At 71.6% G+C, this 22,577-nt stretch carries 15 protein-coding genes; 10 read left to right on the top strand and 5 right to left on the bottom strand.

The features are described 5' to 3' along the window. Positions 1 to 158 precede the first annotated feature (158 nt). Entirely contained in the window at positions 159 to 275 is a 117-nt protein-coding gene (locus ACIREI_RS09780) for a SapB/AmfS family lanthipeptide (protein WP_019759682.1), read from the bottom strand. Positions 276 to 334: 59 nt separating this feature from the next. Further along, complete coding sequence (lanKC, locus tag ACIREI_RS09775) at positions 335 to 2,941, bottom strand: class III lanthionine synthetase LanKC (RefSeq protein ID WP_403329656.1); 2,607 nt, start codon at positions 2,939 to 2,941, stop codon at positions 335 to 337. 187 nt (positions 2,942 to 3,128) lie between these two features. On the opposite strand from lanKC, the gene ACIREI_RS09770 reads away from it, so the two are divergent. The 5 genes from ACIREI_RS09770 to ACIREI_RS09750 all read left to right on the top strand — a co-directional run bounded on the left by ACIREI_RS09770 (position 3,129) and on the right by ACIREI_RS09750 (position 9,399). Beyond that, entirely contained in the window at positions 3,129 to 5,585 is a 2,457-nt protein-coding gene (locus ACIREI_RS09770) for a SpoIIE family protein phosphatase (RefSeq protein ID WP_403329653.1), read from the top strand. A gap of 95 nt (positions 5,586 to 5,680) precedes the next feature. Then, the gene (locus tag ACIREI_RS09765; RefSeq protein WP_403329650.1) at positions 5,681 to 6,748 is read left to right on the top strand and encodes a glucose-1-phosphate thymidylyltransferase; all 1,068 of its coding nucleotides are present in this window, start codon (positions 5,681 to 5,683) and stop codon (positions 6,746 to 6,748) included. Continuing rightward, the gene (rfbB, locus tag ACIREI_RS09760; RefSeq protein ID WP_403329647.1) at positions 6,745 to 7,725 is read left to right on the top strand and encodes a dTDP-glucose 4,6-dehydratase; all 981 of its coding nucleotides are present in this window, start codon (positions 6,745 to 6,747) and stop codon (positions 7,723 to 7,725) included. Before ACIREI_RS09765 ends, rfbB begins: the two co-directional genes overlap by 4 nt. Then, positions 7,722 to 8,603, top strand: a complete 882-nt coding sequence (gene rfbD / locus ACIREI_RS09755) for a dTDP-4-dehydrorhamnose reductase (protein WP_403329644.1) — start codon at positions 7,722 to 7,724, stop codon at positions 8,601 to 8,603. Before rfbB ends, rfbD begins: the two co-directional genes overlap by 4 nt. Continuing rightward, positions 8,590 to 9,399: a class I SAM-dependent methyltransferase gene (locus ACIREI_RS09750; RefSeq protein WP_403329641.1), complete on the top strand. Its 810-nt coding sequence runs from the start codon at positions 8,590 to 8,592 to the stop codon at positions 9,397 to 9,399. The genes rfbD and ACIREI_RS09750 overlap by 14 nt, the downstream gene beginning before the upstream one ends. An 8-nt stretch (positions 9,400 to 9,407) precedes the next feature. Here the strand turns inward: ACIREI_RS09750 and rfbC are convergent, their stop codons facing one another. Together rfbC and ACIREI_RS09740 are read right to left on the bottom strand one after the other, a co-directional pair. Further along, the gene (rfbC, locus tag ACIREI_RS09745) at positions 9,408 to 10,019 is read right to left on the bottom strand and encodes a dTDP-4-dehydrorhamnose 3,5-epimerase (RefSeq protein ID WP_403329639.1); all 612 of its coding nucleotides are present in this window, start codon (positions 10,017 to 10,019) and stop codon (positions 9,408 to 9,410) included. An 8-nt stretch (positions 10,020 to 10,027) separates the two neighbouring features. Then, complete coding sequence (locus tag ACIREI_RS09740) at positions 10,028 to 11,956, bottom strand: glycosyltransferase family 2 protein (RefSeq protein ID WP_403329636.1); 1,929 nt, start codon at positions 11,954 to 11,956, stop codon at positions 10,028 to 10,030. Between the two features lie 159 nt (positions 11,957 to 12,115). Between ACIREI_RS09740 and ACIREI_RS09735 the strand changes: the two genes are divergently transcribed. Then, positions 12,116 to 12,616, top strand: coding sequence for a metallophosphoesterase family protein (locus ACIREI_RS09735; protein ID WP_403329633.1), 501 nt, complete (start codon positions 12,116 to 12,118; stop codon positions 12,614 to 12,616). A gap of 262 nt (positions 12,617 to 12,878) precedes the next feature. On the opposite strand, the gene ACIREI_RS09730 is transcribed toward ACIREI_RS09735, so the two are convergent. Beyond that, positions 12,879 to 14,003, bottom strand: a complete 1,125-nt coding sequence (locus ACIREI_RS09730; protein ID WP_403329631.1) for an XdhC family protein — start codon at positions 14,001 to 14,003, stop codon at positions 12,879 to 12,881. Positions 14,004 to 14,437: 434 nt separating this feature from the next. Here ACIREI_RS09730 and ACIREI_RS09725 point away from each other — a divergent pair, with 434 nt between their 5' ends. The 4 genes from ACIREI_RS09725 (at position 14,438) to ACIREI_RS09710 (ending at position 22,577) form a co-directional block, all read left to right on the top strand. Continuing rightward, positions 14,438 to 14,665 carry a hypothetical protein gene (locus ACIREI_RS09725; protein ID WP_403329628.1) on the top strand — a complete coding sequence of 76 codons (228 nt, stop codon included), beginning with the start codon at positions 14,438 to 14,440 and terminating at the stop codon, positions 14,663 to 14,665. A gap of 183 nt (positions 14,666 to 14,848) precedes the next feature. Beyond that, positions 14,849 to 15,427 (top strand): hypothetical protein, encoded by a 579-nt coding sequence (locus ACIREI_RS09720; RefSeq protein WP_403329626.1) that lies wholly within the window; start codon positions 14,849 to 14,851, stop codon positions 15,425 to 15,427. Positions 15,428 to 15,497: 70 nt separating this feature from the next. Further along, positions 15,498 to 17,531 (top strand): flotillin family protein, encoded by a 2,034-nt coding sequence (locus ACIREI_RS09715; RefSeq protein ID WP_403329623.1) that lies wholly within the window; start codon positions 15,498 to 15,500, stop codon positions 17,529 to 17,531. Positions 17,532 to 17,606: 75 nt separating this feature from the next. Next, entirely contained in the window at positions 17,607 to 22,577 is a 4,971-nt protein-coding gene (locus tag ACIREI_RS09710) for a DNA repair ATPase (protein WP_403329620.1), read from the top strand.

The following is a 22,577-nucleotide window of genomic DNA, read 5'->3' as shown; positions in this document are numbered from 1 at the left end:
GGGCCGCACCCCTCACCCCTCGGTGTGTGCAGAGACCGTGTGCAGAAAGACCGTTGCAGAGCCGTATGCAGGACCGTGTCCAGAACGGTGTGCAGGACCCCGGGCGGCCCTTCCCTCGCGGGAGCGGACCGCCCGGAGTCATGGGCGCACGATGATCGTCAGAGACAGAGCGTCAGGCTTGCCGCGCTGACGCAGGACAGCAGGCTGAGCGTGCTGGCGCCGCCGCCGCCCGTGTGCTCGTCGGACTCCATCGCCTGCAGGTCGAGAAGTGCCATGTCGTCTTCCTTCCTATCGGTGTCGTCCACCCGTGGGGACGGGTTGTGTCACGGCTCCGTCAGGTCGCGGAACCGCGTTCTGTGGGCCGCCCGAGCGGCGGCAGGAACGGCAGATGTGGGGTGGCCGGATCGCCGGGGGCCGCGTGGGCCGCGCCGAGCACGAGCAGGCACCCTGCCGTTCCGGTGCCCAGGTCCATCGACAGCCGCATCATCTGGTGGCCGGGGAAGGCCAGTAGGCCCTGGTAGTCCATCGAGAACCAGCCGAGCCCGTCGATCTGCTCGGCGAGCCGCCGCCCGCTCGCGCCGGGCGTGTCCGTGCGGGCGAGGTGCAGGATCATCCCGGCGCGGCCCTGGAAGAGACCGGGCTGCACATAGAAGCGGCTGGTGGCCGCGGTCAGGATCCCGGTGCGGGCCCGCTCGAACTCCCCGTCGCTGTCGGTGCCGTGGGTGAGGTAGTCGTCCAGGACCATCCCGATGCCCGCGCTGCCCTCACCGAGGTAGGGCAGCGTCCGCCAGCCCTCGTCCACCTCCAGCGAGCCGGTCGGGTGCGTCAGGCAACAGTCCAGGTCCCGGCGCAGCGCCACTTCGGCGGCCCGCAACAGCAGGGGCTCACCGGTGCGTTCGTACTGCCGCAGCAGGAACAGCGCGGGACCGGTCGCCCCGCGCAGCAGCCCGGCCCGGCGTCGCTTCGGGGTGTCCGCGAGGGGCTGCGCGAGTCGTCGTACGAGGATGTCGGCGACCTCGGCGGCACGGTCCCGCAGCTCCGACTCGCCGGTCGTGCGGGCCAGTTCACCGAGGACCAGCCCGAGTCCGGCCAGGCCGCCGTGCAGGTCGGAGGAGAGGTTCTGCCACCGTTCCGCGAGGACGCGCTCGACCAGGTCGAGGGCACGCTGCCGGTGACCGAGCCGGTCCAGGACGTGGGCGACGCCCGCGAGACCGTCGTACAGCCCCAGCGGTGTGCCCGTCGGCGGCGGCGCTGTCCGGGCCAGCAGCCAGCGCTCGCCCTCCTCGTACCGCTCGGCGCCGACCGCGTCCAGCGCGTACAGCACGCCGGCCGCGCCGTGCGCGAGCCCGAGGCCGCCGCCGTCGTTGAACTGTGTGATGTCGCCGGGGAAGAGCCGGTCGTCGCGCTCCGGGGTGGCCGAGGCGAGCAGTGCCTTGACCATGGAGTCGCGGCTGTACGGCCAGTCGCCCGGTTCGACGAAGGACGGCGCGCGCACGGTGGTGTCCCGGGTGATCTCCGCGACCGCCTCGTCGAGGAACTCCTTCGGCACGTCCGGGAACTGACGGAGGATCACCTCCGCCAGGTGGGCCGCCTTCCCCCGGTCCACCACGAACAGCGTGGTGACCGGCAGGAACAGGGCGAGCCGCAGACAGGCCAGCGCATAGCGGTCGACGTCGATGCCCTTGCGGTCCGGCGGGGCGAAGAAGCCGGGGTGGGCGACCACCTGCCGGCCGTTCTCCTCCACCGGCGCCGCCGCCTCGAAGTCGAGCAGGGACACCGACTCCTCGTCGGGGCCGACCATGATGTTGAAGACGTGCAGGTCGTTGAAGACGATCCCGCGCGCGTGCACCGCCTGAACCGCCCGCTCCACCGCCCCGTGGATGCGCACCGCCCACGCCGTGTACTGCGCCACCGCCTCCGGGTCGGGGTCCGGGGTGAGCAGCGGATGCCGCTCGGCGAAGAACGAGTTCAGCGGGCGCCCCTGAAGGAAGTCCATGACCAGGAACCGGTGGTCGCCGAGCGTGAACCAGTCCCGCACCTCCGGCACCACGCCCGTCCCCGCCACCTGCTCCAGGGCCGCCTTCTCCCGCTCCAGCCGGGCGATCGCGTCCGCCCCGTCGGCGGCCAGCCCCGCGTGCGGCCGCCCCTCCTTCAGCACGACCTTGCGCCCGTCCCGGGTGTCGGTGCCCGCGTACACCCCGCCGCCGTTGGAGAAGTGCAGTGCCTTCTCGATGCGGTACGGCAGCTCGCCCACCGTCGTGGTGTTGCGTGCCGTCAGATGCGGCTCCAGGAACGCCGGCAGCGTCACCCACTCCGGCACCTGGAAGGACGGCGCCCGCCGGTCCGGCACCCGCTTGCCCTCGCCGTCCACCACCGCCGGCACGAGCGAGCCGCGCTCGTCGACGACGAAGGCGCGGGCGAACGCGCCGTAGCGGACGTACAGCGGGCCGTCGTACCACCGCAGATCGGTGAGGATGTACGGCCCCTCGAAGCCCTCCAGGAGCTTGCCGAGCTCGCGCAGCACGACGTGCAGCTGTTCCTCGTCGGTGGGGTAGATCGTGACGAACTTGCCGCTGGTGTCGCGGGCCGCGTACTTGGTGTTGCGCAGATGCAGCAGATGCGGACCGGGCACGAACTTGAACGGGATGCGCCGCGGGACGCAGTAGTCCCACACGATCGCGGCGATCCGCTCCGCGTTGGCCCGGGTGGCCGAGGCATGGATCTTCCAGCCCTGGGCCGGGCCCGGCACCGGCTTTCCGTCCGCGTCGAGCGGCGTGAGCGTCAGCCAGTCACCGATCCGCGCCGCGTCCCAGCCCTCCGGCACCTCGCGCCGGGCCGGCTCGTAGCCGAGCCCGGTGCCCGGCGACTGCGCCGGCATGCGCTCGGGCGTCTCGTAGAAGTGCCGGTCGGCGAGCGCGTACACCTCGTACCGCTTGTCCATGCGTCCCCCTCCGTGGCCCGACGCCGAGACTTTCAGCGGCCGGGCGGGCACGGACAGTCATGCCTGTCACGAGATCACCGTGCGGAACGCATGCGTCAAGAACTGTTCGGAGGATTTCGATCGCGGCCCTCGTCGACGTTCCATCGAACCGTCACAGGGGCTGCGCAGGTGTCTCATAAGCGCTGTAATGGCGGACGTGGTCAACGAGGGCGCCGCGGGACGCAGGACGAGGACTCTGCGCGCCGAAGGTGCCCTGAAGGCGCTTGCCGTCGAGCCGGACTCGCCCGAGCGGCTGCGCCGGGTCCTGGAGCAGGCGCTCGTCTTCGCCGGAGCCGCCTTCGCCGCCGTGTACACGCCGAGTGAGGACGGCGAGCTGCTGTGCCTGATCGAGTCCGTGGGCGTGCCCCGGGCCCTGTACGGGCTGCGCGACGGCTACGCCCTGGCCGGACGGTCCCCGGTCGCCGACGCCCACCGCACCGGCCGCTCCGTGTGGCTCACCCCGCGGGAGCTCGCCGACTCCGCGGAGTCCCGGCGGGCGCCGTCGCGGGACTTCCACCTGGCCGTCCTGCCTGCCCACGGCGACGACGGCGGCGGCTGTGTGGTGGCCGTGAGCGAGAGCCCGGGCGGCTTCGACAGAGAGGACCGCGGGTGCCTGGAGCTGGTCGCCGAGGCCGTCGCGTTTCCCGCCCTGCCCGCGACCGCCGAGGGCGGCGAGCTGCCGGCCGGCGCGTTCAGCCTCGCCATGGACAGCGGCCGCGTCGAGGTCGGCGACGACATCCTGGAGCTGTTCGGCCTCGGCCCGGACGACTTCGACGGCAAGGTGGAGACCCTGCTGGGCCTGACCGTCCCGGAGGACCTGCCGTCGCTGATGTCCGTCGTCGAGGCCGGCCACATGTCCATCGGTGAACGCGAGCTGGAGTTCCGGGTCCTGCAGCCCACCGGACCGCCCAAGTGGCTCAGGCTGCGCGGCCGGCTCCTGCCCGGCGGCGAGGGCAACCCGGCCCGCCTCGTCGGCACCGTCGCCGACACCTCCACCCTGCGCGCCGAGGTCACCGACGTGGCCCGCGTCCAGCGTCTCGCCGCCGCCCTCGCCACCGCCGGCACGGTCCGGGACGTCAGCCATGCCGTGGTCACCGCCCTGCGGGGGCCGCTGCGCGCCGACCGCATCGCACTCGCCGAGCTGGAGAACGACCGCCTCGTCGTCACCGTCCTCGACCCGCCCGAACCCGAGTCGTGGCCGGAGCTGTGGCGCCTGGAGTGGCGCACCGAATGGCCCGACGCGCCCGTGCGCGCCATGCCCACCCTCGCCGCCGCCCTGCGCGAGGGCCGCGCCCGGATCTGGCCCGCCGGCAGTGCGCTGGAACCGGCCCTCGCCGACGTCGGCCCCGGCGGCCTCGCCGTCCTGCCCCTGCCCGCCGGGGGCCGCATGGCCGGCGCCTGTCTGATCGGCTGGGACGCCCCGCACGACTTCGGCGCCGACGAACGCGCCCTGCTCACCGCCTCCGCCGGCCTCGCGGGGCAGGCCCTGTCGCGCGCCCACGCCTTCGACGCCGAACACGAACTCGTCGGCATGCTCCAGCGCCAGCTGCTGCCCCGCCGCCTGCCCCGGCTGCCCGGCGCGGAGGCCGTCGCCCGCTATCTGCCGACCACGGCCGGGCTGGAGGTCGGCGGCGACTGGTACGACGTGATCCCACTGCCCGACCACCACGTGGCCCTCGTCATCGGCGACGTCCAGGGCCACAGCGCGGCCGCCGCCACCCTCATGGGCCAGATGCGCACCGCCCTGCGCGCCTACGCCGCCGAGGGGCACCCGCCGGACGTGGTGGTCCACCACGCCAACCGCCTCCTCATGGACATGGAGACCGACCTCTTCGCCACCTGCGCCTACGTCGACGTCGACCTGGAGGAGGGCTCCGCCTGGTGCGTGCGCGCCGGACACCTCCCGCCGGTGCTGCGCCACCCCGACGGCAGCACGGAGATCGCCGAGGCCGAGGGCGGACCCCCGCTCGGAGTGATGCGGCAGGCCGACTTCCCGATGAGCCCGCTCAGCCTCCGGCGCGGCACCGTGGTCGCCCTCACCACCGACGGCCTCGTCGAGTCCCCCGACGCCGACATCGACGCCGGAATGGACCGGTTCGCCCATGACCTCGCCCGCTCCGACCCCGCCCACCTCGGGCTCCTCGCCGACACCCTGCTCGTGGGAGCCCGCCGCAGCGACGACATCGCCCTGCTCCTCATGCGCTACGACGGCATGGCGGTGCGCCCGCTGCGCGAGAGCTGGACGGTCTGGCGCGTCCCGCAGGCCGTCGGCCACGCCCGCCGCTTCACCCGGCGCACCCTGCGCACCTGGGGGCTGCCGCCGCAGGACATGGACGCCGCTCTGCTCGTCGTCTCGGAACTCGTCACCAACGCACTCGTGCACACCGACGGCCGGGTCCGCCTCGACCTCACCCTCATCAATCGCCGGCTGCGCGTGGCGGTCGCCGACGCCTCACCCCGCACGCCGGTCAAACCGGCCGGCATCAGCTGGGAGGCCACCGGCGGCCGCGGCATCCTCCTGGTCGAGGCCGTGTCGGCGACCTGGGGAACGGTGCCGGTCAGTGGCGGAAAACAGGTGTGGAGCGAGATCGCCCTGGGCGGGTGAGGCCGGATCCCGATGCACGCCCGGCGGCCCGGAAGTTGCGAACAAGCCAATCCCGGCACCGTCAAATCGGCGGAATCGGGGCTAAGGTGAAGCAGATGAAGGCTCTCGTGCTGTCCGGTGGCGCCGGTACGCGCTTGAGGCCGATCACGCACACTTCGGCCAAACAGCTCGTGCCGGTGGCCAATAAGGCCGTGCTCTTCTACGGGCTTGAATCCATCGCCGCGGCCGGCATCACCGACGTCGGCGTGATCGTCGGTGACACCGCCGAGGAGATCCGGGACGCGGTCGGTGACGGCTCCAAGTTCGGTCTGGAGATCACCTACATCCCTCAGGAACGGCCGCTGGGACTGGCCCACGCCGTCCTCATCGCCCGCGACTACCTCGGCGACGACGACTTCGTGATGTACCTCGGCGACAACTTCATCGTCGGCGGAATCACCGACCTCGTCGAGGAGTTCCGCGGCAACCGCCCCGACGCCCAGATCCTGCTCACCCGCGTCCAGGACCCGCGCTCCTTCGGTGTCGCCGAACTCGACGACGCGGGACAGGTGATCGGCCTGGAGGAGAAACCGGAGCACCCCAAGAGCGACCTCGCCCTGGTCGGTGTCTACCTGTTCACACCGGTGATCCATGACGCCGTCCGCGCCATCACCCCCTCCTGGCGCGGCGAGTTGGAGATCACCCACGCCCTCCAGCACCTGATCGACGCCCGCGCCGACGTGCGCTGCACGGTCATCAAGGGCTACTGGAAGGACACCGGCAACGTCACCGACATGCTGGAGGTCAACCGGACCGTCCTGGAGAGCCTCGCGCGTCGCATCGACGGTGACGTGGACGACGCGTCGGAGACCATCGGCCGGGTGGTCGTCGAGGAAGGGGCGCGCATCGTCAACTCGCGCATAGTCGGCCCCGCAGTCGTCGGCGCGGGCACGATCGTCGAGGACTCCTACGTCGGCCCCTTCACCTCCATCGCGGAGGGCTGCCGTATCACCGACAGCGAGTTGGAGTTCTCCATCGTGCTGCGGGACTCCTCGATCGACGGGGTGGGCCGGATCGAGTCCTCCCTCATCGGCCGGCACGTCGAGGTCACCCCCGCGCCCAGCGTCCCCAGCGCCCACCGACTCGTCCTCGGAGACCACAGCAAGGTGCAGATCCACACATGAACCTTCTCGTCACCGGCGCCGCCGGCTTCATCGGCTCGACCTACGTCCGCACGCTGCTCGCCCGCGACGCCCCCGAGGCGCCCCGGATCACGGTGTTGGACAAGCTGACCTACGCAGGCACCCTGGACAACCTCGAACTCGACCACCCCCGGCTGGAGTTCGTGCGCGGCGACATCCGGGACGCCGAACTGGTCGACAAGCTGATGGCCGAGGCGGACCAGGTGGTGCACTTCGCCGCCGAATCCCATGTCGACCGCTCGATCGCCGGCGCCGGCGACTTCGTCCTCACCAACGTGCTCGGCACCCAGACCCTCCTGGACGCGGCCCTGCGCTACGGCGTCGAACCCTTCGTGCACATCTCGACGGACGAGGTCTACGGCTCCGTCGAGACGGGCTCCGCCACCGAGGAGGACCTTCTGCGCCCCAGCTCGCCGTACTCCGCCTCGAAGGCCTCCTCCGATCTGCTCGCCCTCGCCTGCCACCGCACCCACGGCCTCGACGTCCGCGTCACCCGCTGCTCCAACAACTACGGGCCGCACCAGTTCCCCGAGAAGGTCGTCCCGCTGTTCGTCACCAACCTCCTCGACGGCGAGCGGGTCCCGCTCTACGGCGAGGGCCTCAACGTCCGCGACTGGCTGCACGTCGACGACCACTGCCACGGCATCGAACTCGTCCGCACCAAGGGCCGCCCCGGCGAGGTCTACAACCTCGGCGGCGGCACCGAGTTGAGCAACAAGGACCTCACCGCCCTGCTCCTGAAGGCCTGCGGCGCCGACTGGGACCGGGTGCGCCGCGTCGAGGACCGCAAGGGCCACGACCTGCGCTACTCCGTCGACTGGACCAAGGCCCGCACCGAACTCGGCTACCGGCCCCGCCACGACTTCGCCTCGGGCCTCGCCGACACCGTCGCCTGGTACCGCGACCACCGCGCCTGGTGGGAACCCCTCAAACGCCGCGCCGGTCAGGAGCACGGATGAGGTGGCTGGTCACCGGCGCGGGCGGCATGCTCGGCCGCGACGTGGTCGAGGAACTCCGCGCGCGCGGCGAGCAGGTGACCGGCCTCGACCACCGTGCCCTCGACGTCACCAGCCCCGACGCCGTCGACCGCGCCCTCGCCGCGCACCGTCCCGAGGTGGTCGTCAACTGCGCCGCGTACACGTCCGTCGACGACGCCGAGAAGGACGAGGAACGGGCCCTGCGCGTCAACGGCGACGGCCCGGGCCTCCTGGCCCACACCTGCACCACGTACGAGGCCCGCCTGATCCACGTCTCCACCGACTACGTCTTCGCCGGCGACGCCCGGACCCCTTATGCGGAGAACCACCCCACCGCCCCGAACACCGCCTACGGCCGCACCAAACTCGCCGGCGAACGGGCCGTACTGGACGAACTCCCCGCTGCGAGCGCCATCGTGCGCACCGCCTGGCTGTACGGCGTCCACGGCCGCAGCTTCGTCCGGACGATGATCGAGCTCGAAGGGAGCCGGGACACCGTCGACGTCGTGAACGACCAGCGTGGCCAGCCCACCTGGAGCGCCGACGTCGCCACGCTCATCGCCGGCCTCGGCCCGCGCGTCGGCGTCGACGCCACCGGCATCATCCACGCCACCGACTCCGGCGAGGCCACCTGGTACGACCTGGCCCGCGAGGTCTTCCGGCTCCTCGGCGCCGACCCCGAGCGGGTGCACCCCGTCACCAGCGCGGCCTTCCCCCGGCCCGCACCCCGTCCCGCGTACAGCGTCCTCGCGCAGGGCCGCAGGCAGCGGCTCGGCCTCACGCGAGCGCGGGACTGGCGCACCGCCCTGCACGAAGCACTGCCCCGGATCCGCAAGGAGACCCTTCGTGAAACGCCATGAGTTCCTGAAGGAGCTGCACAAGGTCAGCGGCAACCGCAACTACCTGGAGATCGGCGTCAACGACGGCCGCAGCCTCAGACTCTCCCGCGTCCCCACCATCGCCGTCGACCCCGCCTTCAAGGTCGTCACGGAGATCCGCTGCGACGTCCACCTGGTCAAGGCCACCAGCGACGACTTCTTCGCCCGCGACAACCCGCTGATCCACCTCAAGGGCGGCCGCCATCCCCTGCGCAACCTGCGCCGCGGGCGCAGCCCGCTGGGGTACTGGCGCCGGACCGTGCTCGACCTGTCGTTCATCGACGGCATGCACCTGTTCGAGTACGCGCTGCGGGACTTCATGAACATCGAGCGGCACTCCGACTGGACCAGCGTGATCGTCTTCGACGACATGCTGCCGCGCAACGTCGACGAGGCGGCGCGGGACCGGCACACCGGGGCGTGGACCGGTGACGTGTACAAGATCGCCGAGATTCTGGGGCGCCATCGTCCTGATCTGGTGACCGTTCTCGTCGATACCCAGCCGACCGGCCAGCTCGTGGTGTTCGGCGCGGATCCTCGTAACAGGGTGCTGCGGGACCGGTACGACGAGATCGTGGCCGAGTACAAGGTGCCCGATCCGCAGAAAGTGCCTGAGACGATCCTGGACCGTGCGGGGGCCGTGGCGCCGGAGGAGTTGCTCGGGGCGGGCTTCTGGCGGGCGTTGGCGCGGGCTCGCGGACTGGGGGTCGGGCGGTCGCGGGGGTGGGAGCCGTTGCGGAAGGCGGTCGAAGGAGTGACCGGAGGCTTCGGGGCGTAGCAGAACCGTCAGCTGCCTCCGGACCGTCCGTTGCGCAACCGCTCGTAGTGGGTGGTGCAGGCCTTGTACGAGGGGAGCAGCCCCGCCCGTTCGGCCTCGGCCAGCGACGGTGCCCGCGCGTCCTTCGCCGAGAGCACCGGCGGGATGTCCTCGGGCCAGGCGATGCCCAGCTCGGGGTCGAGCGGGTGCACCCCGTGCTCGCGCTCCGGAGCGTAGCCGGTCGAGCACAGGTACATCACGGTGGCGTCGTCGGTGAGCGCCATGAAGGCGTGCCCGAGGCCTTCCGCGACGAACAGCGCTCGCCGGCTGTCGTCGTCGAGGCGCACCGCCTCCCAGCGGCCGAAGGCGGGGGAGCCGGCGCGGAGGTCGACGACCACGTCGAGGACGGCGCCGCGCACACAGGTGACGTACTTGGCCTGGCCCGGCGGCACGTCCGAGAAGTGCACCCCGCGCAGGACGCCCCGGCGGGAGACCGAGCAGTTGGCCTGTGCCAGGGACAGGTCGTAGCCGGTGGCCTCGCGGAACTCCTCGCCCCGGTACCACTCGTGGAAACTGCCCCGGTCGTCCGGGAACACCTCGGGCTCGAGCGCCCAGGCCCCTTCGATGCCAAGGGGGCGCATGCCGTCCGTCACCTCCTGTGGGCCCTGACGCGGGCCGCCGCCCGTCGCAGGGCCGTACCGAGACTGCGTCGCACCTTGCGGGCGAACCGTCGTACGGCACCCGGGCGCGGAGCCCGCACCACGTGGACGCCGTCGGCCCCGGCGCGCAGCGCGAGCGGCAGCGTCAGGAACCGCGGCCCGGGAGCCCCGAGCGCCGTCCGCCAGGTCCCGCCCCGCAGATCACCGACGGGCAGGACGGCCTCCAGCACCGCCCCGGACCCCTCGGGGGACAGCGTGGCGGGGGCGTCTTGGGCGCCGCCGGACGAGGTGAGCCGGAGGGATACCTCGGTGCCGTGGCCGGGGACGTACAGCGGGAGCGGTGCGCGCAGCCGGTCGCCCGAGACCGTGACGTCGTCCGGGGCGAGGGCGCCGAGGCCGAGGCGGTGGGTCGCGCGGTCCACGTCCAGGGCCAGGTGCGCGTGCGGTGCGGTCCAGTACGGCAGGACCACGTGGCCGCCGACGACACCGGCGTGCGGGGCGGGGCGGTCCTGGCGCGGGGCGGGGCCCAGGCGGCACTCCTTGGTCCAGCCGCCCAGCTTCACGCGGACGAAGGCGTCCCACAGACCGTCGCCCGTGAGCGTGGCGGGGTCGGCGGCGGCGGTCGCGTGAAGCACCAGCCGGACCGGGCCGTCGTCCCCGCACGGCATCTCTTCCCGGGTGAACTCCACCGGCTGGAAGTACTGGGCGCCACTGGAACGCTCGCGCAGCAGCAGGTCCGCGCCGGCCTTGCCGAACCGGGCGACGGTGTCGGCGCCCACCCAGGCGATCGCCGCGGCGAGGTCCTTCGGGGGCCCGTCGAGCGCCGTGCGCGACGGATCGGCGGCGAAGGTCATCGGTTCGCCGCCGGACGTGTACTCGGCCGTGAAGCCGATCCGCAGTGTGCCGTCCGACCACTCCACGCGCTCCGGAACGGCCGTCAGGGCGATACCGGCCTCCCAGCCGGCGAAGGCCTCCACGTCCTCGAACCGGTCCGCGGCGATGAACGCCGCCACGACCCGCTGCGTGGGCTGCAGCCCCGCCGCCACCCCGGGACCGAAACGCTCCACGACGACCTGGTGGATCTCGTCGAACAGCTCCCGGCGGTAGTCGGCCGGCAGGGCCAGGAACCGCCGCCCGCGCATCCGCTCGACCATCTCCACCCGCAGCCAGCGGCGGAACAGCCGGTCGCGCAGCGGGCCCGGCTCGGTGTGGCGCTCGACGACGTCCAGGGCCTCGCGCAGGTTCTTGAAGTAGCCGCCGGGGTCGAAGCGCTGGAAGCCGGCGTTCGAGGCGTCGTCCCGGCGGACGTGGTAGTAGCAGACGTAGTCGCTGAGCACCGAGACGTTGCTCGCGCGCAGGTAGGCCTCGGTGACGAAGACGTGGTCCTCGAGGCGCCTTCTGCCCTCGGGAAAGCGCAGGCCGATGTCGTCGAGGAAGGCGCGGCGGAACATCTTGTGCGGGGTGAGGCTGTCGATCAGTGGCGCGTTCTCGACGGTGGCGCGAGGGTGGTCGCGGCGGAACAACTCGACCGGCACCCCGCGGCCCTTGCCGGCCATCTTGCCGACCACGACATCGGCGCCGTTGGCCACGCCATAGGCGTACATCCGCTCCAGGGCCTCGTCGCCGAGGTGGTCGTCGTGGTCCACGAACATCACGTACTCGCCCCGGGCGGCGGCGATGCCGACGTTGCGGGGCTTGCCCGACCAGCCGGAGTTCGGCTGGTGAACGACGTTCACCCGGGGATCCGCGGCGGCCAGCGCGTCGAGCCGGGCGGGTGTGTCGTCGGTGGAACCGTCGTCGACGAAGATCACTTCGTACTCGTCCGGCGGCAGCGACTGTCTGAGCAGTGAGGCGACGCAGTCCTCGACATAGATCCCCGGGTTGTACACGGGAACGACCACGCTGACCTTGACCGGCATCGGGCTTCGAGCCCCCCTGAGGGTCGCTGGGCGTTTGCGTCGGATTACGGCGCTCGTGGCCAAATGCTAACCCTGCCCGTGGATTTGTCCACCGATCAACCACCGCGACCACGCGTGCGGAACCGGCCGGCGGATCGCGCACGCGGGTAGCCTGACGGTGTGCGCCTGCTGCTGATGTCCGACACCCACCTGCCCAAGCGCGCCAAGGCACTGCCGGATCCGCTGCTCGCCGAACTCCCGCGCGCCGACGTCGTGTTCCACGCCGGGGACTGGGTCGACATGGCCACGCTCGACCTGCTGGAGAACCGCTGCGCCCGGCTCGTCGGCGTCCACGGCAACAACGACGGACCGGACCTGCGCGCCCGGCTGCCCGAGGTGGCGTACGTCGAGCTCGACGGCCTGCGCTTCGGCGCGGTCCACGAGACCGGCCCCGCGAAGGGCCGCGAGGCGCGCTGCGCCGCCCGCTTCCCCGACCTCGACGTCCTGGTCTTCGGGCACAGCCACATCCCCTGGGACACCACCGCCCCGACCGGGCTGCGGCTGCTCAACCCCGGCTCGCCGACTGACCGCCGCCGCCAGCCCCACTGCACCTATATGACCGCCACCGTGACCGAGGGGCGTCTCGCGGACGTGGAACTGCACCGGCTGCCGCCGCGCTGACGGCCGGCACCAACAGGAGCCGCGTCTCAAAAGGAGCCGCGCCTCACAGGGACCGGGCCGCTCCTGCTTGGGGAAGCGGCCCGGTCATTGCAATGCGCTGTCATGGACCTCCTTCCCGCTCAGAGGCGTCGTTCCGGGGGCACGGTTGCCTCCGTTACGCCTCCGATGTGCCGTGACTACCCCTTCGCGCCGGTTTCACACCTACTGGTTTCGAGCCACCTGCTGGTGCCGAGACACGCGGCGACTTCCATGGCTTCCTCCCTCACGCTCCCCGCGGGCGGACTCGCGTCCCGTGCGGATGGATGGCGCCGGCGGTCGCCGTCAGCGGGGCGCCGCTGCCGCCCCAGCGCAGCGCGACGATCTCGGCGGCGACGGACACGGCGACCTCCTCGGGCGTACGGGCCCCGAGGTCGAGCCCGACCGGAGAGCGCAGCCGGGCCAATTCGCCCTCGCCGAGCCCGGCTCCGGCCAGCCGACGCATCCGGTCCTCGTGCGTACGACGGCTGCCCATCGCCCCGATGTACGCCGCCGGGCGGCGCAGTGCCTCCTCCAGCAGCGGTACGTCGAACTTCGGGTCGTGGGTGAGCACGCAGATCACGGTGCGCTCGTCGGTGTCGGTGCCGCTCAGGTAGCGGTGCGGCCAGTCCACGATCACCTCGACGCCGTCCGGGAAGCGTTTCGGCGTGGCGAAGACCGGGCGGGCGTCGCACACGGTGACCCGGTAGCCGAGGAAGTCGCCGATGCGGGCGACCGCGGCGGCGTAGTCGATCGCGCCGAAGACCAGCATGCGGGGCGGTGGCGCGAAGGAGTGCAGGAAGACGGTGACCGTGTCCTCGCGGCGCTCGCCGTGCGGACCGTAGTGCCTGAGGCACGTGGCGCCGAGAGCGAGTTCGCCGCGCGCGTCGGCGGTGACCGCCGCGTCCAGGCCGGACGTGCCGAGCGTCCCGGCGACCCGGTCCGGCCACACCGCGAGCGTCGCTCCGCGCGGCGCGGGTCCGTCGGTCACCGTCGCCACGGTCACCGGCCGGGCCGCCGCGACCGACTCGGCGACCTCGCCGAAGGACGGATCCGACACGGCCGTCACGGGACGTACCAGCAAGGTGATCTCGCCGCCGCAGGTGAGCCCCACCGCGAACGCGTCCTCGTCGCTGTACCCGAAGGTCTCCAGCCGCGCCTCGCCGCTCGCCACGACCTCCCGCGCGAGTTCGAAGACGGCCCCCTCGACACAGCCGCCGGACACACTGCCCACCACCTCGTCGTCGGGGCCCACCGCCATGGCGGCCCCGGGATCGCGCGGGGCGCTGCGGCTGGTGGAGACCACCATGGCGAGCCCGAACGGCGCCCGGGCCGCGTACCAGCCGCCGATCACCGGGAGAATGTCACGCATACTCGTGGGTACCTCCCGGCCAGGCTAACAGACGGGCTCATGACCTGCGTTTTTGCAGGTCGGACTGGGTGAGGCCGGTAGTCGATCTTGGCGGTACGTGTCGGTCGGAAGCGGGTCCTGGCGGTGCCGATGCCGACTCGATGCTGACTTGAATGACGGCTCGTCAGGTTTCGGGGTGTTGGCCGGAGACGGTTCGGTGGGAACCCTGTTATCGGCAGTATCGACCTTGCGGAAGCGAAGGGCACGTGCGCGGATGCTGCTGGGCTGGCACGGCGCGTGTACAGCCGACTTGGTGCGGCGACGGGGGAGGGGACTCGGTCGTGAAGTTCAGAAGGAGAACGCTTGAATCTCTTGGCGATCTGGTTTGTGGAAATCTGGGTTCGGACGAACCTGACAGCTCTTCCGAACCGAGGTACTTCCCCTACCGCTCCAGCATGTACATCACCGAGTTCTTTGCCGAACTCGGCACGGACTGGGTGCACGACGGCTCGACCCGGCACCGTTGGGTGGCCGACGTTCTGGAAACGATGCTGGCCGAGCCGCATGCCGGCCCTGACCAGCCTCCGGAGGCCTTCTGTCGGCTCATCGACTGTCTGATGACTCCCGCTGACGCTCTGTCACACGTTCCCTGTTCTCTTGACGCTCCGGTGACGACTTCTTAGCAGTCCCCGGCATCCAGACCCGTTGGAACACTGCCGGTATCCGGCAATGCGGCCAAGCTCTCGGAGCGTGCAGGATGACGGCAGGGGAGCACGGCGGATGGTCCCGATGCCGGACACCGGCAGGTGTCTCGGCATCGGGACCTGAAGGAGAGCCGTGCCCGGACACAGGCTGGGGGTTAGGGGATGCGGACGGTTCTTGTGGCCGCAGCCGGATTTCCCACCCTCCTGTTCACGGCCGCCCTCGTGGTGGTGGTCGTCTTCTGGTTGCTGGTCGCTGTAGGCGCCGCAGCGTCCGACAGCTTCGACGCCGACGTCGACTTGGACGCCTGGGGGATGGGCGGGGTGCCGGTCGCGGTCGCGTTCTCGCTGTTGACCGGGTTCGCCTGGTTGCTGAGTCTCGGTGCCGCCGTGTTGTTGGGCCTGGCAGTGCCGGCCGGTGTCCTCCGCATCCTGACTTGCTTGCTGTTGCCGTTCGGGGCAGTGTGCGTCGCCTGGCGGCTGACCGGTCGGTGCCTACGACCTCTGCGCCGGCGATTGCCTGACGAACCCGGGCCGTCCCCGTCGGGCTTCGCCGGACAGTCGGATGCTGGGGCCGGACACGTCGAGATGTCCGCATGGGACGGCTCCACCGCCGTGGTCCCGCTCCACCGGGGTGGCGCCGACCGCCTGCCCATGGGCGCTACCGGCCCGCTCTCCGTCTACGAGGAGATCCGCGGTCTCCGCTGCGACCCGGGGCTCGATCGACGCGGCCACGCCGCCTGAATCCCGCGCCCCCGGCGTCAACTTCTCACCCGTTTCTGCACTTTCACGTCTCTCTGCAAGGACGTCTGTCATGAATGCCATCACCGTGGGCATAGGCGCCTGCCTGCTCATCGCGCTCGTCATGTTGCTCGTCGTCTCCCGGCTGTTCCGCAAGGTGGAGCAGGGCAAGGCGCTGATCGTCTCCAAGATGCGGAAGGTCGATGTGACCTTCACCGGGCAGGTCGTGCTGCCGGTGCTGCACAAGGCCGAGACGATGGACATCTCGGTGAAGACCATCGAGATCACGCGGACCGGCCGGGACGGGCTGATCTGCCGGGACAACATCCGCGCCGATATCCGCATCTCGTTCTTCGTACGGGTCAACAAGACCGTGGAGGACGTCATCAAGGTCGCCCAGGCCGTCGGCACAGCGCGGGCGAGTGACCGGGACACTCTGCAGGAGCTGTTCCACGCGAAGTTCTCCGAGGCGCTGAAGACCGTCGGCAAGCAGCTGGACTTCACCGACCTGTACACCAAGCGCGAGGAGCTGCGGTACCGGATCATCGAGGTCATCGGCGTCGATCTGAACGGCTACCACCTGGAGGACGCGGCGATCGACTACCTGGAGCAGACGCCGCTCTCCCAGCTCGACCCCAACAATGTGCTGGACGCCCAGGGCATCCGGAAGATCACCGAGCTGACGGCCGTGGAGCACGTGCGCACCAACGAGGCGCAGCGCACCGAGGAGAAGGAGATCACCCGGCAGAACGTCGACGCCCGCGAGGCCATCCTGGAGCTGGAGCGGCGGCAGACCGACGCGGAGATCAAGCAGCGGCGGGAGATCGAGACCGTACGAGCGCGGGAGGAGGCCGAGACCGCGCGGGTCGTGGAGGAGGAGCGGCTGCGGGCGCAGGGCGCGTTCCTGCGCACGGAGGAGCAGCTCGGCGTCCAGCGGGAGAACCAGGCGCGTGAGGTCGCCGTCGCCGCGAAGAACCGCGAGCGGGTCATCGCCATCGAGAACGAGCGCATTGAGAAGGACCGCCTCCTGGAGGTCATCGCCAGGGAGCGGGAGACAGAGCTGACCCGGATCGCCGCCGCCAAGGAGGTCGAGGCGGAGAAGCGGGAGATCGCCGAGGTCGTCCGCGAGCGCGTCGCCGTCGACCGCACGGTCGCCGAGCAGGAGGAGTCCATCAAGAAGCTCCGGGCCGTGGAGGAGGCGGAGCGGGGACGGCAGGCCGTGATCATCGCCGCCGAGGCGGAGGCGCAGGAGAAGCTGGTCAAGGACATCAAGGCGGCGGAGGCCGCCGAGCAGGCCGCCGTGCACCGTGCCGCCGAGGAACTCACCCTCGCCGAGGCCCGGTTGAAGAGCGCCGACCTCGACGCCCGGGCCAAGCTGCGGCTCGCCGAGGGCATCCAGGCGGAGTCCGCCGCCGAGGGGCTGGCCGTCGTCCAGGTCCGCGACAAGGAGGCCGAGGTCGTCGAGAAGGCCGGCCGTGCGGAGGCCGAGGCCACCGAGGCGCGGATGCGGGCCGAGGCGGAGGGTGCCCGGGCGAAGGCGCTCGCGGAGGCGGAGGCCATCGGCGAGAAGCTGAAGGCCGAGGCCGCGGGTCTCACCGAGAAGGCAGCGGCGATGGCTGCGCTGGACGAGGCGTCCCGTACGCACGAGGAGTACCGGCTGCGGCTGGAGGCCGAGAAGGACATCCGGCTGGCCGGCCTGGAGGTGCAGCGGCAGGTCGCCGAGGCGCAGGCCACGGTGCTGGCCACCGGGCTGGAGAACGCCGACATCAACATCGTCGGCGGAGATTCCGTCTTCTTCGACCGGCTGGTCTCCTCGATCGCGCTCGGCAAGAGCGTCGACGGATTCGTCCAGCACTCCGAGACCGCCCAGGCGCTGGCGAAGCCCTGGCTGGACGGCACGGCGAACTTCACCGACGACCTGAGCCGGATCCTCGGCTCGGTCTCCACCGCCGATGTACAGAACCTGACCGTGTCCGCGCTGTTGATGAAGCTGATGAAGTCAGGCGGTTCGAACGTCGGCCAGGTGCAGCAACTGCTCGACAAAGCGGGGGAGTTGGGCCTTGCCGACACTCCTCTCGCCGCCCTCAACGGCAGCGTCAGGGCCTGATGAGCCGCGGTGCCGGAGCCGCCGCACAGGGGACGGCGGCTCCGGCCCGCACTTCTTCGAAGGGATGCACGATCCATGGCAACCGGCCTGGACCCGGTGACGCACGACGCCGTCGACACCGGCACATACGAGGTGCTGCGCGACCGGCTCGCCGCGCAGGCCGCCGAACTCGCTCGGCGCGCCGAGGCACTCAACGCCCGCCGCGTCGAGGAGTTCGGCGCGATGCGGCTGGAACTGGCCGGCAGTGAGCGGCTGCGGACCGGGCACGGATGCGTGCCCCGTGACATCGTCGCCGTCGGGGACACACTGCTCTTCGGCTACAACGCAGCGCTCGCGATCGAGTCCGAGATCACGGTGGGCGATGTCCTCGCGCTGCACGACCGCGACGGGAACCGGCTGTCCGCGGACGCGGTGCCGGGCCTGCTGGACGACCCGGGCTTCGTGCGGGAGTTCGCGGCCCTGTACCGCTACTACAGGCAGGCTCGTCTCCTCCAGCTGCGCCGCGTCGACGGCAAGCTGCTGGCCGTGTTCCAGACCGGTGAGAAGGCCGGGGACATCCGCGTACTGCGCTGGGCGGTCACCGACGACGGCCGGCCTGCCTTCCTGGACGCGCGCGGCGAACGCGACTACGTCCTTCCGCCCTCCCACGACGTCGTATGGACCCGGACGACCCGCGAGGACCACGTCCTGGGCCGCCACCCGCACGTCTCCGTCCAGGGCGAGGTCTTCGTCGCGACCGTCGGCGGGGCGCTGACCGTCAAGACCGAGGACGACACCGAGACGGGAGAGGGGATTCACAGCGAACCGGTCGCCGAGCCGCTGCAGTCGCTCGCCGACGCGGACATCGCCCACGCACGGGTGGGCGCTCTGATCCTTCTCCGGATCCGCCCGTACAAGGAGGACACGCACCGGTACCTGGTGTTCAACACCCTCACCAGGACCGTCGTACGCCTCGACGGCATCCGGCAGGCGTGCCGCCGGCTGCCCGAGGACCAGGGCATCGTGTTCCCGGGCGGCTACTACCTCGCCACGGGCGCGTACAAGACGTTCGAGCTCGACGCGAGCGACCTGGAGTTCGAGCGCGAAGTGCGTTCACCCAACGGCGAGGACGTGCTGTTCGCCTTCCACGCGCGCGATGAGGGCCGCAGTCTGCTCCTGCCGTACAACATGATCCGCAAGGAGGCCGCCACCCCGCTGTTCTGCCACGGCTGGGCACTCTTCGACGACGGCACCCTCATGGTGCTGCGCGCCGACAGCGACGAGCCGCAGCGCGTCCATCCGGTCCAGCTGTGGAACTCGCCGTACGTCTCCGACACCCACGCCGCCGCCCAGCCCGTCGGCACCGGACCGCTGGCCCGCGTCGGCAACGCCGACCTCGTCCGCGGCATCTCCGACTGCCTGTCCATCACGCGTTCCGTCGCCGAGACCATCCCGACGAGCGAGGTGTACGAGGCGCTGGCCGCCGCCTGCGTCCGCGCCGCCGACAGCCACCACTGGCTGGACCGGCCGGAGCTGGGCGATCTGCGTACACCGCTCACGCAGGTGCGGGCCACGGCCGAACAGGTGCTGGCCGAGTTCGAGACGGTCCAGGCACTGACCCGGCAGGCCGCCGACGCGTTCGGCGAGGCCGCGGCCCGTATCGCCACGGTGGTGCGCCGCCTGCGCGGTGAGGCTCCGCGCAGCGCTGCCGCCTGGGTGACCGGACTCACCGAACTGCGCCACGCGCAGGGGCATTTGCTCACCCTCAAGGAGATGCGGTACGCGGACGCCGCCCGCATCGACGAACTCGCCACCGAAACTGAGGCGGACCTCGTCGCCTTCGGCCGGCGGGCCGTCGACCACCTGGCCCGCGACGACGCCTTCGCCGGCCATCACGAGGACATCGAGCGGCTGGTCACCGACGCCGAGGCGATCACCACCGTCGCCGAGGCCGCGCCGGTCACCGCCAGGCTCGACGAACTGGCCGACGGGCTGCGGACGATCACGGACGTCGTCTCCGGCCTCGACATCGGCGACGCCACGGTCCGTACGTCCATCCTGGAGCGCATAGCCGAGGTGCTCGGCGGCGTCAACCGCGCCCGCGCCATGCTCGGTGCCCGCCGTCGCGCACTGCTCGACCGCGAGGGGCGCGCCGAGTTCACCGCCGAGTTCGCGCTGCTCGGTCAGGCGGTCGCCGGCGCGCTGGCCGCGGCGGACACACCCGAGGCGTGCGACGAGCAGCTGGCGGTTCTACTGGTCCGGCTGGAGAACCTGGAGTCGCGCTTCGCGGAGTACGACGACTTCCTCGGCGAACTGGCCGACAAGCGCACGGAGGTCTACGAGGCGTTCTCCGCCCGCAAGCAGAGCCTCGCCGATGCCCGCGCCCGCCGTGCCGAACGGCTCGCAGACTCGGCGGGCCGCGTCCTGCAGACCGTCACGCGCCGGGCCGCCACGCTCGCCGACGCCGACGCCGTCGCCACGTACTTCACCTCCGACCCGCTGGTCGCCAAGATCCGCCGCATCGCAGACGAGCTGCGCGAACTCGGCGACACGGTACGGGCGGAGGAGGTGGACGGCCGTCTCAAGGCCGCCCGCCAGGAGGCGTCCCGCGCCCTGCGCGACCGCACCGACCTGTACGCCGACGACGGCCGCACCCTCCGCCTGGGCCGCCACCGCTTCGCCGTGAACACCCAGCTCCTGGACCTCACCCTGGTCCCGCACGGCGACACCCTCGCCTTCGCGCTCACCGGCACGGACTACCGGTCCCCGGTCACGGACCCCGACCTCGCCGCCACCCGCCCCTACTGGGACCGGCCGCTGCCCTCCGAGTCGCCCGAGGTCTACCGCGCCGAACACCTCGCCGCCCGGCTGCTGGACGAGCTCGGTCCCGAGCACCTGGCCGACGCAGACCTCCCCGCGCTGGTGCGCAACGCCGCGGAGCAGGCGTACGACGAGGGGTACGAGCGCGGGGTGCACGACCACGACGCGGCTCTGATCCTCGCCGCGCTGCTCCGCCTGCACGAGGCGGCGGGCCTTCTGCGCCACCAGCCCGCCGTGCGGGCGGCGGCCCAGATGTTCTGGGCCCACGGCACGACGGACCAGGACCGTGCCGACTGGCGGCGGCGCGCCGTCTCGCTCGCCCGCGCGCGGGACACGTTCGGCCTGGCACCCGCGACAGCCGACCTCCAGGCGGAGCTGGCGGAGGCGATCGACACCTGGTCCGGGCGAAGCAGCGAGGGAGCCGAAGGACTCCCGGCGGCCTCGGCGTCGTACCTCTTCGACGAGCTGACCAGTGGCCCCGACGGCTTCGTCCTCAGTACCGGTGCCCGCACCCTGCTCGACAAGTTCCACCGCACGGTGGACGGTTCGGGGTACGCCGAGGACCTTGCCGCCTTCGACGACCTCGCCGCACGGCACCAGTTGGCCGAGGCGTGGCTGTCTTCGTACGCCGCCTCCACCGGCATGGACATCACGCCCGGCGACCTGTCCGAGGCGGTGGCCGCCGAGCTCTGCCGGAACCTGCCCCGCTACGAGTCCGACGCACCGCTGACCGAGACCGTCGAGGGACTGCTCGGCACGCACCCGCGCATCACCGAGGACACCCTCACGGTCCGCGTCGACGAACTCCTCGCCCGCACAAGGGCGTTCCGCACTCGCGACGTCCCCGGCCACCGCGCCTACCAGCACCGCCGCACTTCACTGGTGACCGCGGAGCGCGCCCGCCTGCGCCTGGACGAGTTCCGGCCGCGGGTGATGTCGTCCTTCGTCCGCAACCGCCTCATCGACGAGGTGTACCTCCCGCTCATCGGCGACAACCTCGCCAAGCAGGTCGGCACCACCGGCGACACCAAGCGCACCGACACCGGCGGCCTGCTCCTGCTCATCTCCCCGCCCGGCTACGGCAAGACGACCCTCATGGAGTACGTCGCCGACCGGCTCGGCCTGATCCTGGTCAAGGTCAGCGGCCCGGCACTCGGTCACGCCGTCTCCTCGCTCGACCCCGCGCAGGCCCCGAACGCCACGGCTCGCCAGGAGATCGAGAAGATCAACTTCGCGTTGGAGGCGGGCAACAACATCCTCCTCTACCTGGACGACATCCAGCACACCTCGCCCGAGCTGCTGCAGAAGTTCATCCCGCTGTGCGACGCCACCCGCCGTATCGACGGCGTGTGGAACGGCGAGCCGCGCACCTACGACCTGCGGGGCAAGCGCTTCGCGGTCTGCATGGCCGGCAACCCCTACACCGAGTCCGGCAGCCGCTTCCGCGTCCCCGACATGCTCGCCAACCGCGCCGACGTATGGAACCTCGGCGACGTCCTCACCGGTAAGGAGGACGCCTTCGCGCTCAGCTTCGTCGAGAACGCGCTCACCGCGAACCCGGCCCTCGCCCCGCTCGCCGGCCGCGACCGCACCGACGTGGAGCTGCTGATCCGGCTCGCGGCAGACCCCACAGCACGGGCCGACAGGCTTACGCATGCATACGGGCCCGCCGAACTGGAGCGGATCCTGGCCGTGCTGCGCCACCTGCTCACAGCCAGGGACACGGTCCTGGCCGTAAACGCCGCCTACATCGCTTCGGCCGCCCGGACCGACGCCACCCGCACCGAACCGCCCTTCCAGCTCCAGGGCTCCTACCGCAACATGAACAAGATCGCCCAGCGCATCCAGCCCGTGATGAACGACGCCGAGCTCGCCGCCGTCATCGACGACCACTACACCGCCGAGGCCCAGACCCTCACCACGGGGGCCGAGGCCAACTTGCTGAAGCTGGCCGAACTGCGCGGCACGCTGACGCCCGAGCAGGTCGTGCGCTGGGCCGAGGTGAAGACCGCGTACGTCCGCACGCAGTCCCTCGGCGGCCCCGGGGACGACCCTCCCCCAACCTTCGGCCGGGGGGACCCCCAACTCGCTGCGCTCGCCCGCGCGGTCGCGGCCCTCGGCCTGCTCGCCGACCGGGTCGCCGCCGTCGAGTCGGCGATCGACCGGGCCGCCGATCCGCGCCGTCTCATGGCGAATCCCGCGGCTCGGCACGCGGCCCGGCCGGCCCCCGTCCGTGACGAGCGTTGA

This window comes from Streptomyces sp. NPDC093591 (assembly GCF_044764885.1).
GTDB lineage: Bacteria > Actinomycetota > Actinomycetes > Streptomycetales > Streptomycetaceae > Streptomyces.
The sequence above is the reverse complement of the archived record's forward strand: the minus strand, read 5'-3'. Positions and strand labels throughout refer to the sequence as shown.

What these genes read in the sequence shown, in the direction of transcription:
- ACIREI_RS09765 (WP_403329650.1), top strand. Translation starts at nt 5,681, where the DNA reads ATGAAGGCTCTCGTGCTGTCCGGTGGCGCCGGTACGCGCTTGAGGCCG.
- ACIREI_RS09720 (WP_403329626.1), top strand. Translation starts at nt 14,849, where the DNA reads ATGCGGACGGTTCTTGTGGCCGCAGCCGGATTTCCCACCCTCCTGTTC.
- ACIREI_RS09780 (WP_019759682.1), bottom strand. Translation starts at nt 275, where the DNA reads ATGGCACTTCTCGACCTGCAGGCGATGGAGTCCGACGAGCACACGGGC.
- rfbD (WP_403329644.1), top strand. Translation starts at nt 7,722, where the DNA reads ATGAGGTGGCTGGTCACCGGCGCGGGCGGCATGCTCGGCCGCGACGTG.
- rfbB (WP_403329647.1), top strand. Translation starts at nt 6,745, where the DNA reads ATGAACCTTCTCGTCACCGGCGCCGCCGGCTTCATCGGCTCGACCTAC.
- ACIREI_RS09725 (WP_403329628.1), top strand. Translation starts at nt 14,438, where the DNA reads ATGTACATCACCGAGTTCTTTGCCGAACTCGGCACGGACTGGGTGCAC.
- ACIREI_RS09715 (WP_403329623.1), top strand. Translation starts at nt 15,498, where the DNA reads ATGAATGCCATCACCGTGGGCATAGGCGCCTGCCTGCTCATCGCGCTC.
- ACIREI_RS09710 (WP_403329620.1), top strand. Translation starts at nt 17,607, where the DNA reads ATGGCAACCGGCCTGGACCCGGTGACGCACGACGCCGTCGACACCGGC.
- ACIREI_RS09730 (WP_403329631.1), bottom strand. Translation starts at nt 14,003, where the DNA reads ATGCGTGACATTCTCCCGGTGATCGGCGGCTGGTACGCGGCCCGGGCG.
- ACIREI_RS09740 (WP_403329636.1), bottom strand. Translation starts at nt 11,956, where the DNA reads ATGCCGGTCAAGGTCAGCGTGGTCGTTCCCGTGTACAACCCGGGGATC.
- lanKC (WP_403329656.1), bottom strand. Translation starts at nt 2,941, where the DNA reads ATGGACAAGCGGTACGAGGTGTACGCGCTCGCCGACCGGCACTTCTAC.
- rfbC (WP_403329639.1), bottom strand. Translation starts at nt 10,019, where the DNA reads ATGCGCCCCCTTGGCATCGAAGGGGCCTGGGCGCTCGAGCCCGAGGTG.
- ACIREI_RS09770 (WP_403329653.1), top strand. Translation starts at nt 3,129, where the DNA reads ATGGCGGACGTGGTCAACGAGGGCGCCGCGGGACGCAGGACGAGGACT.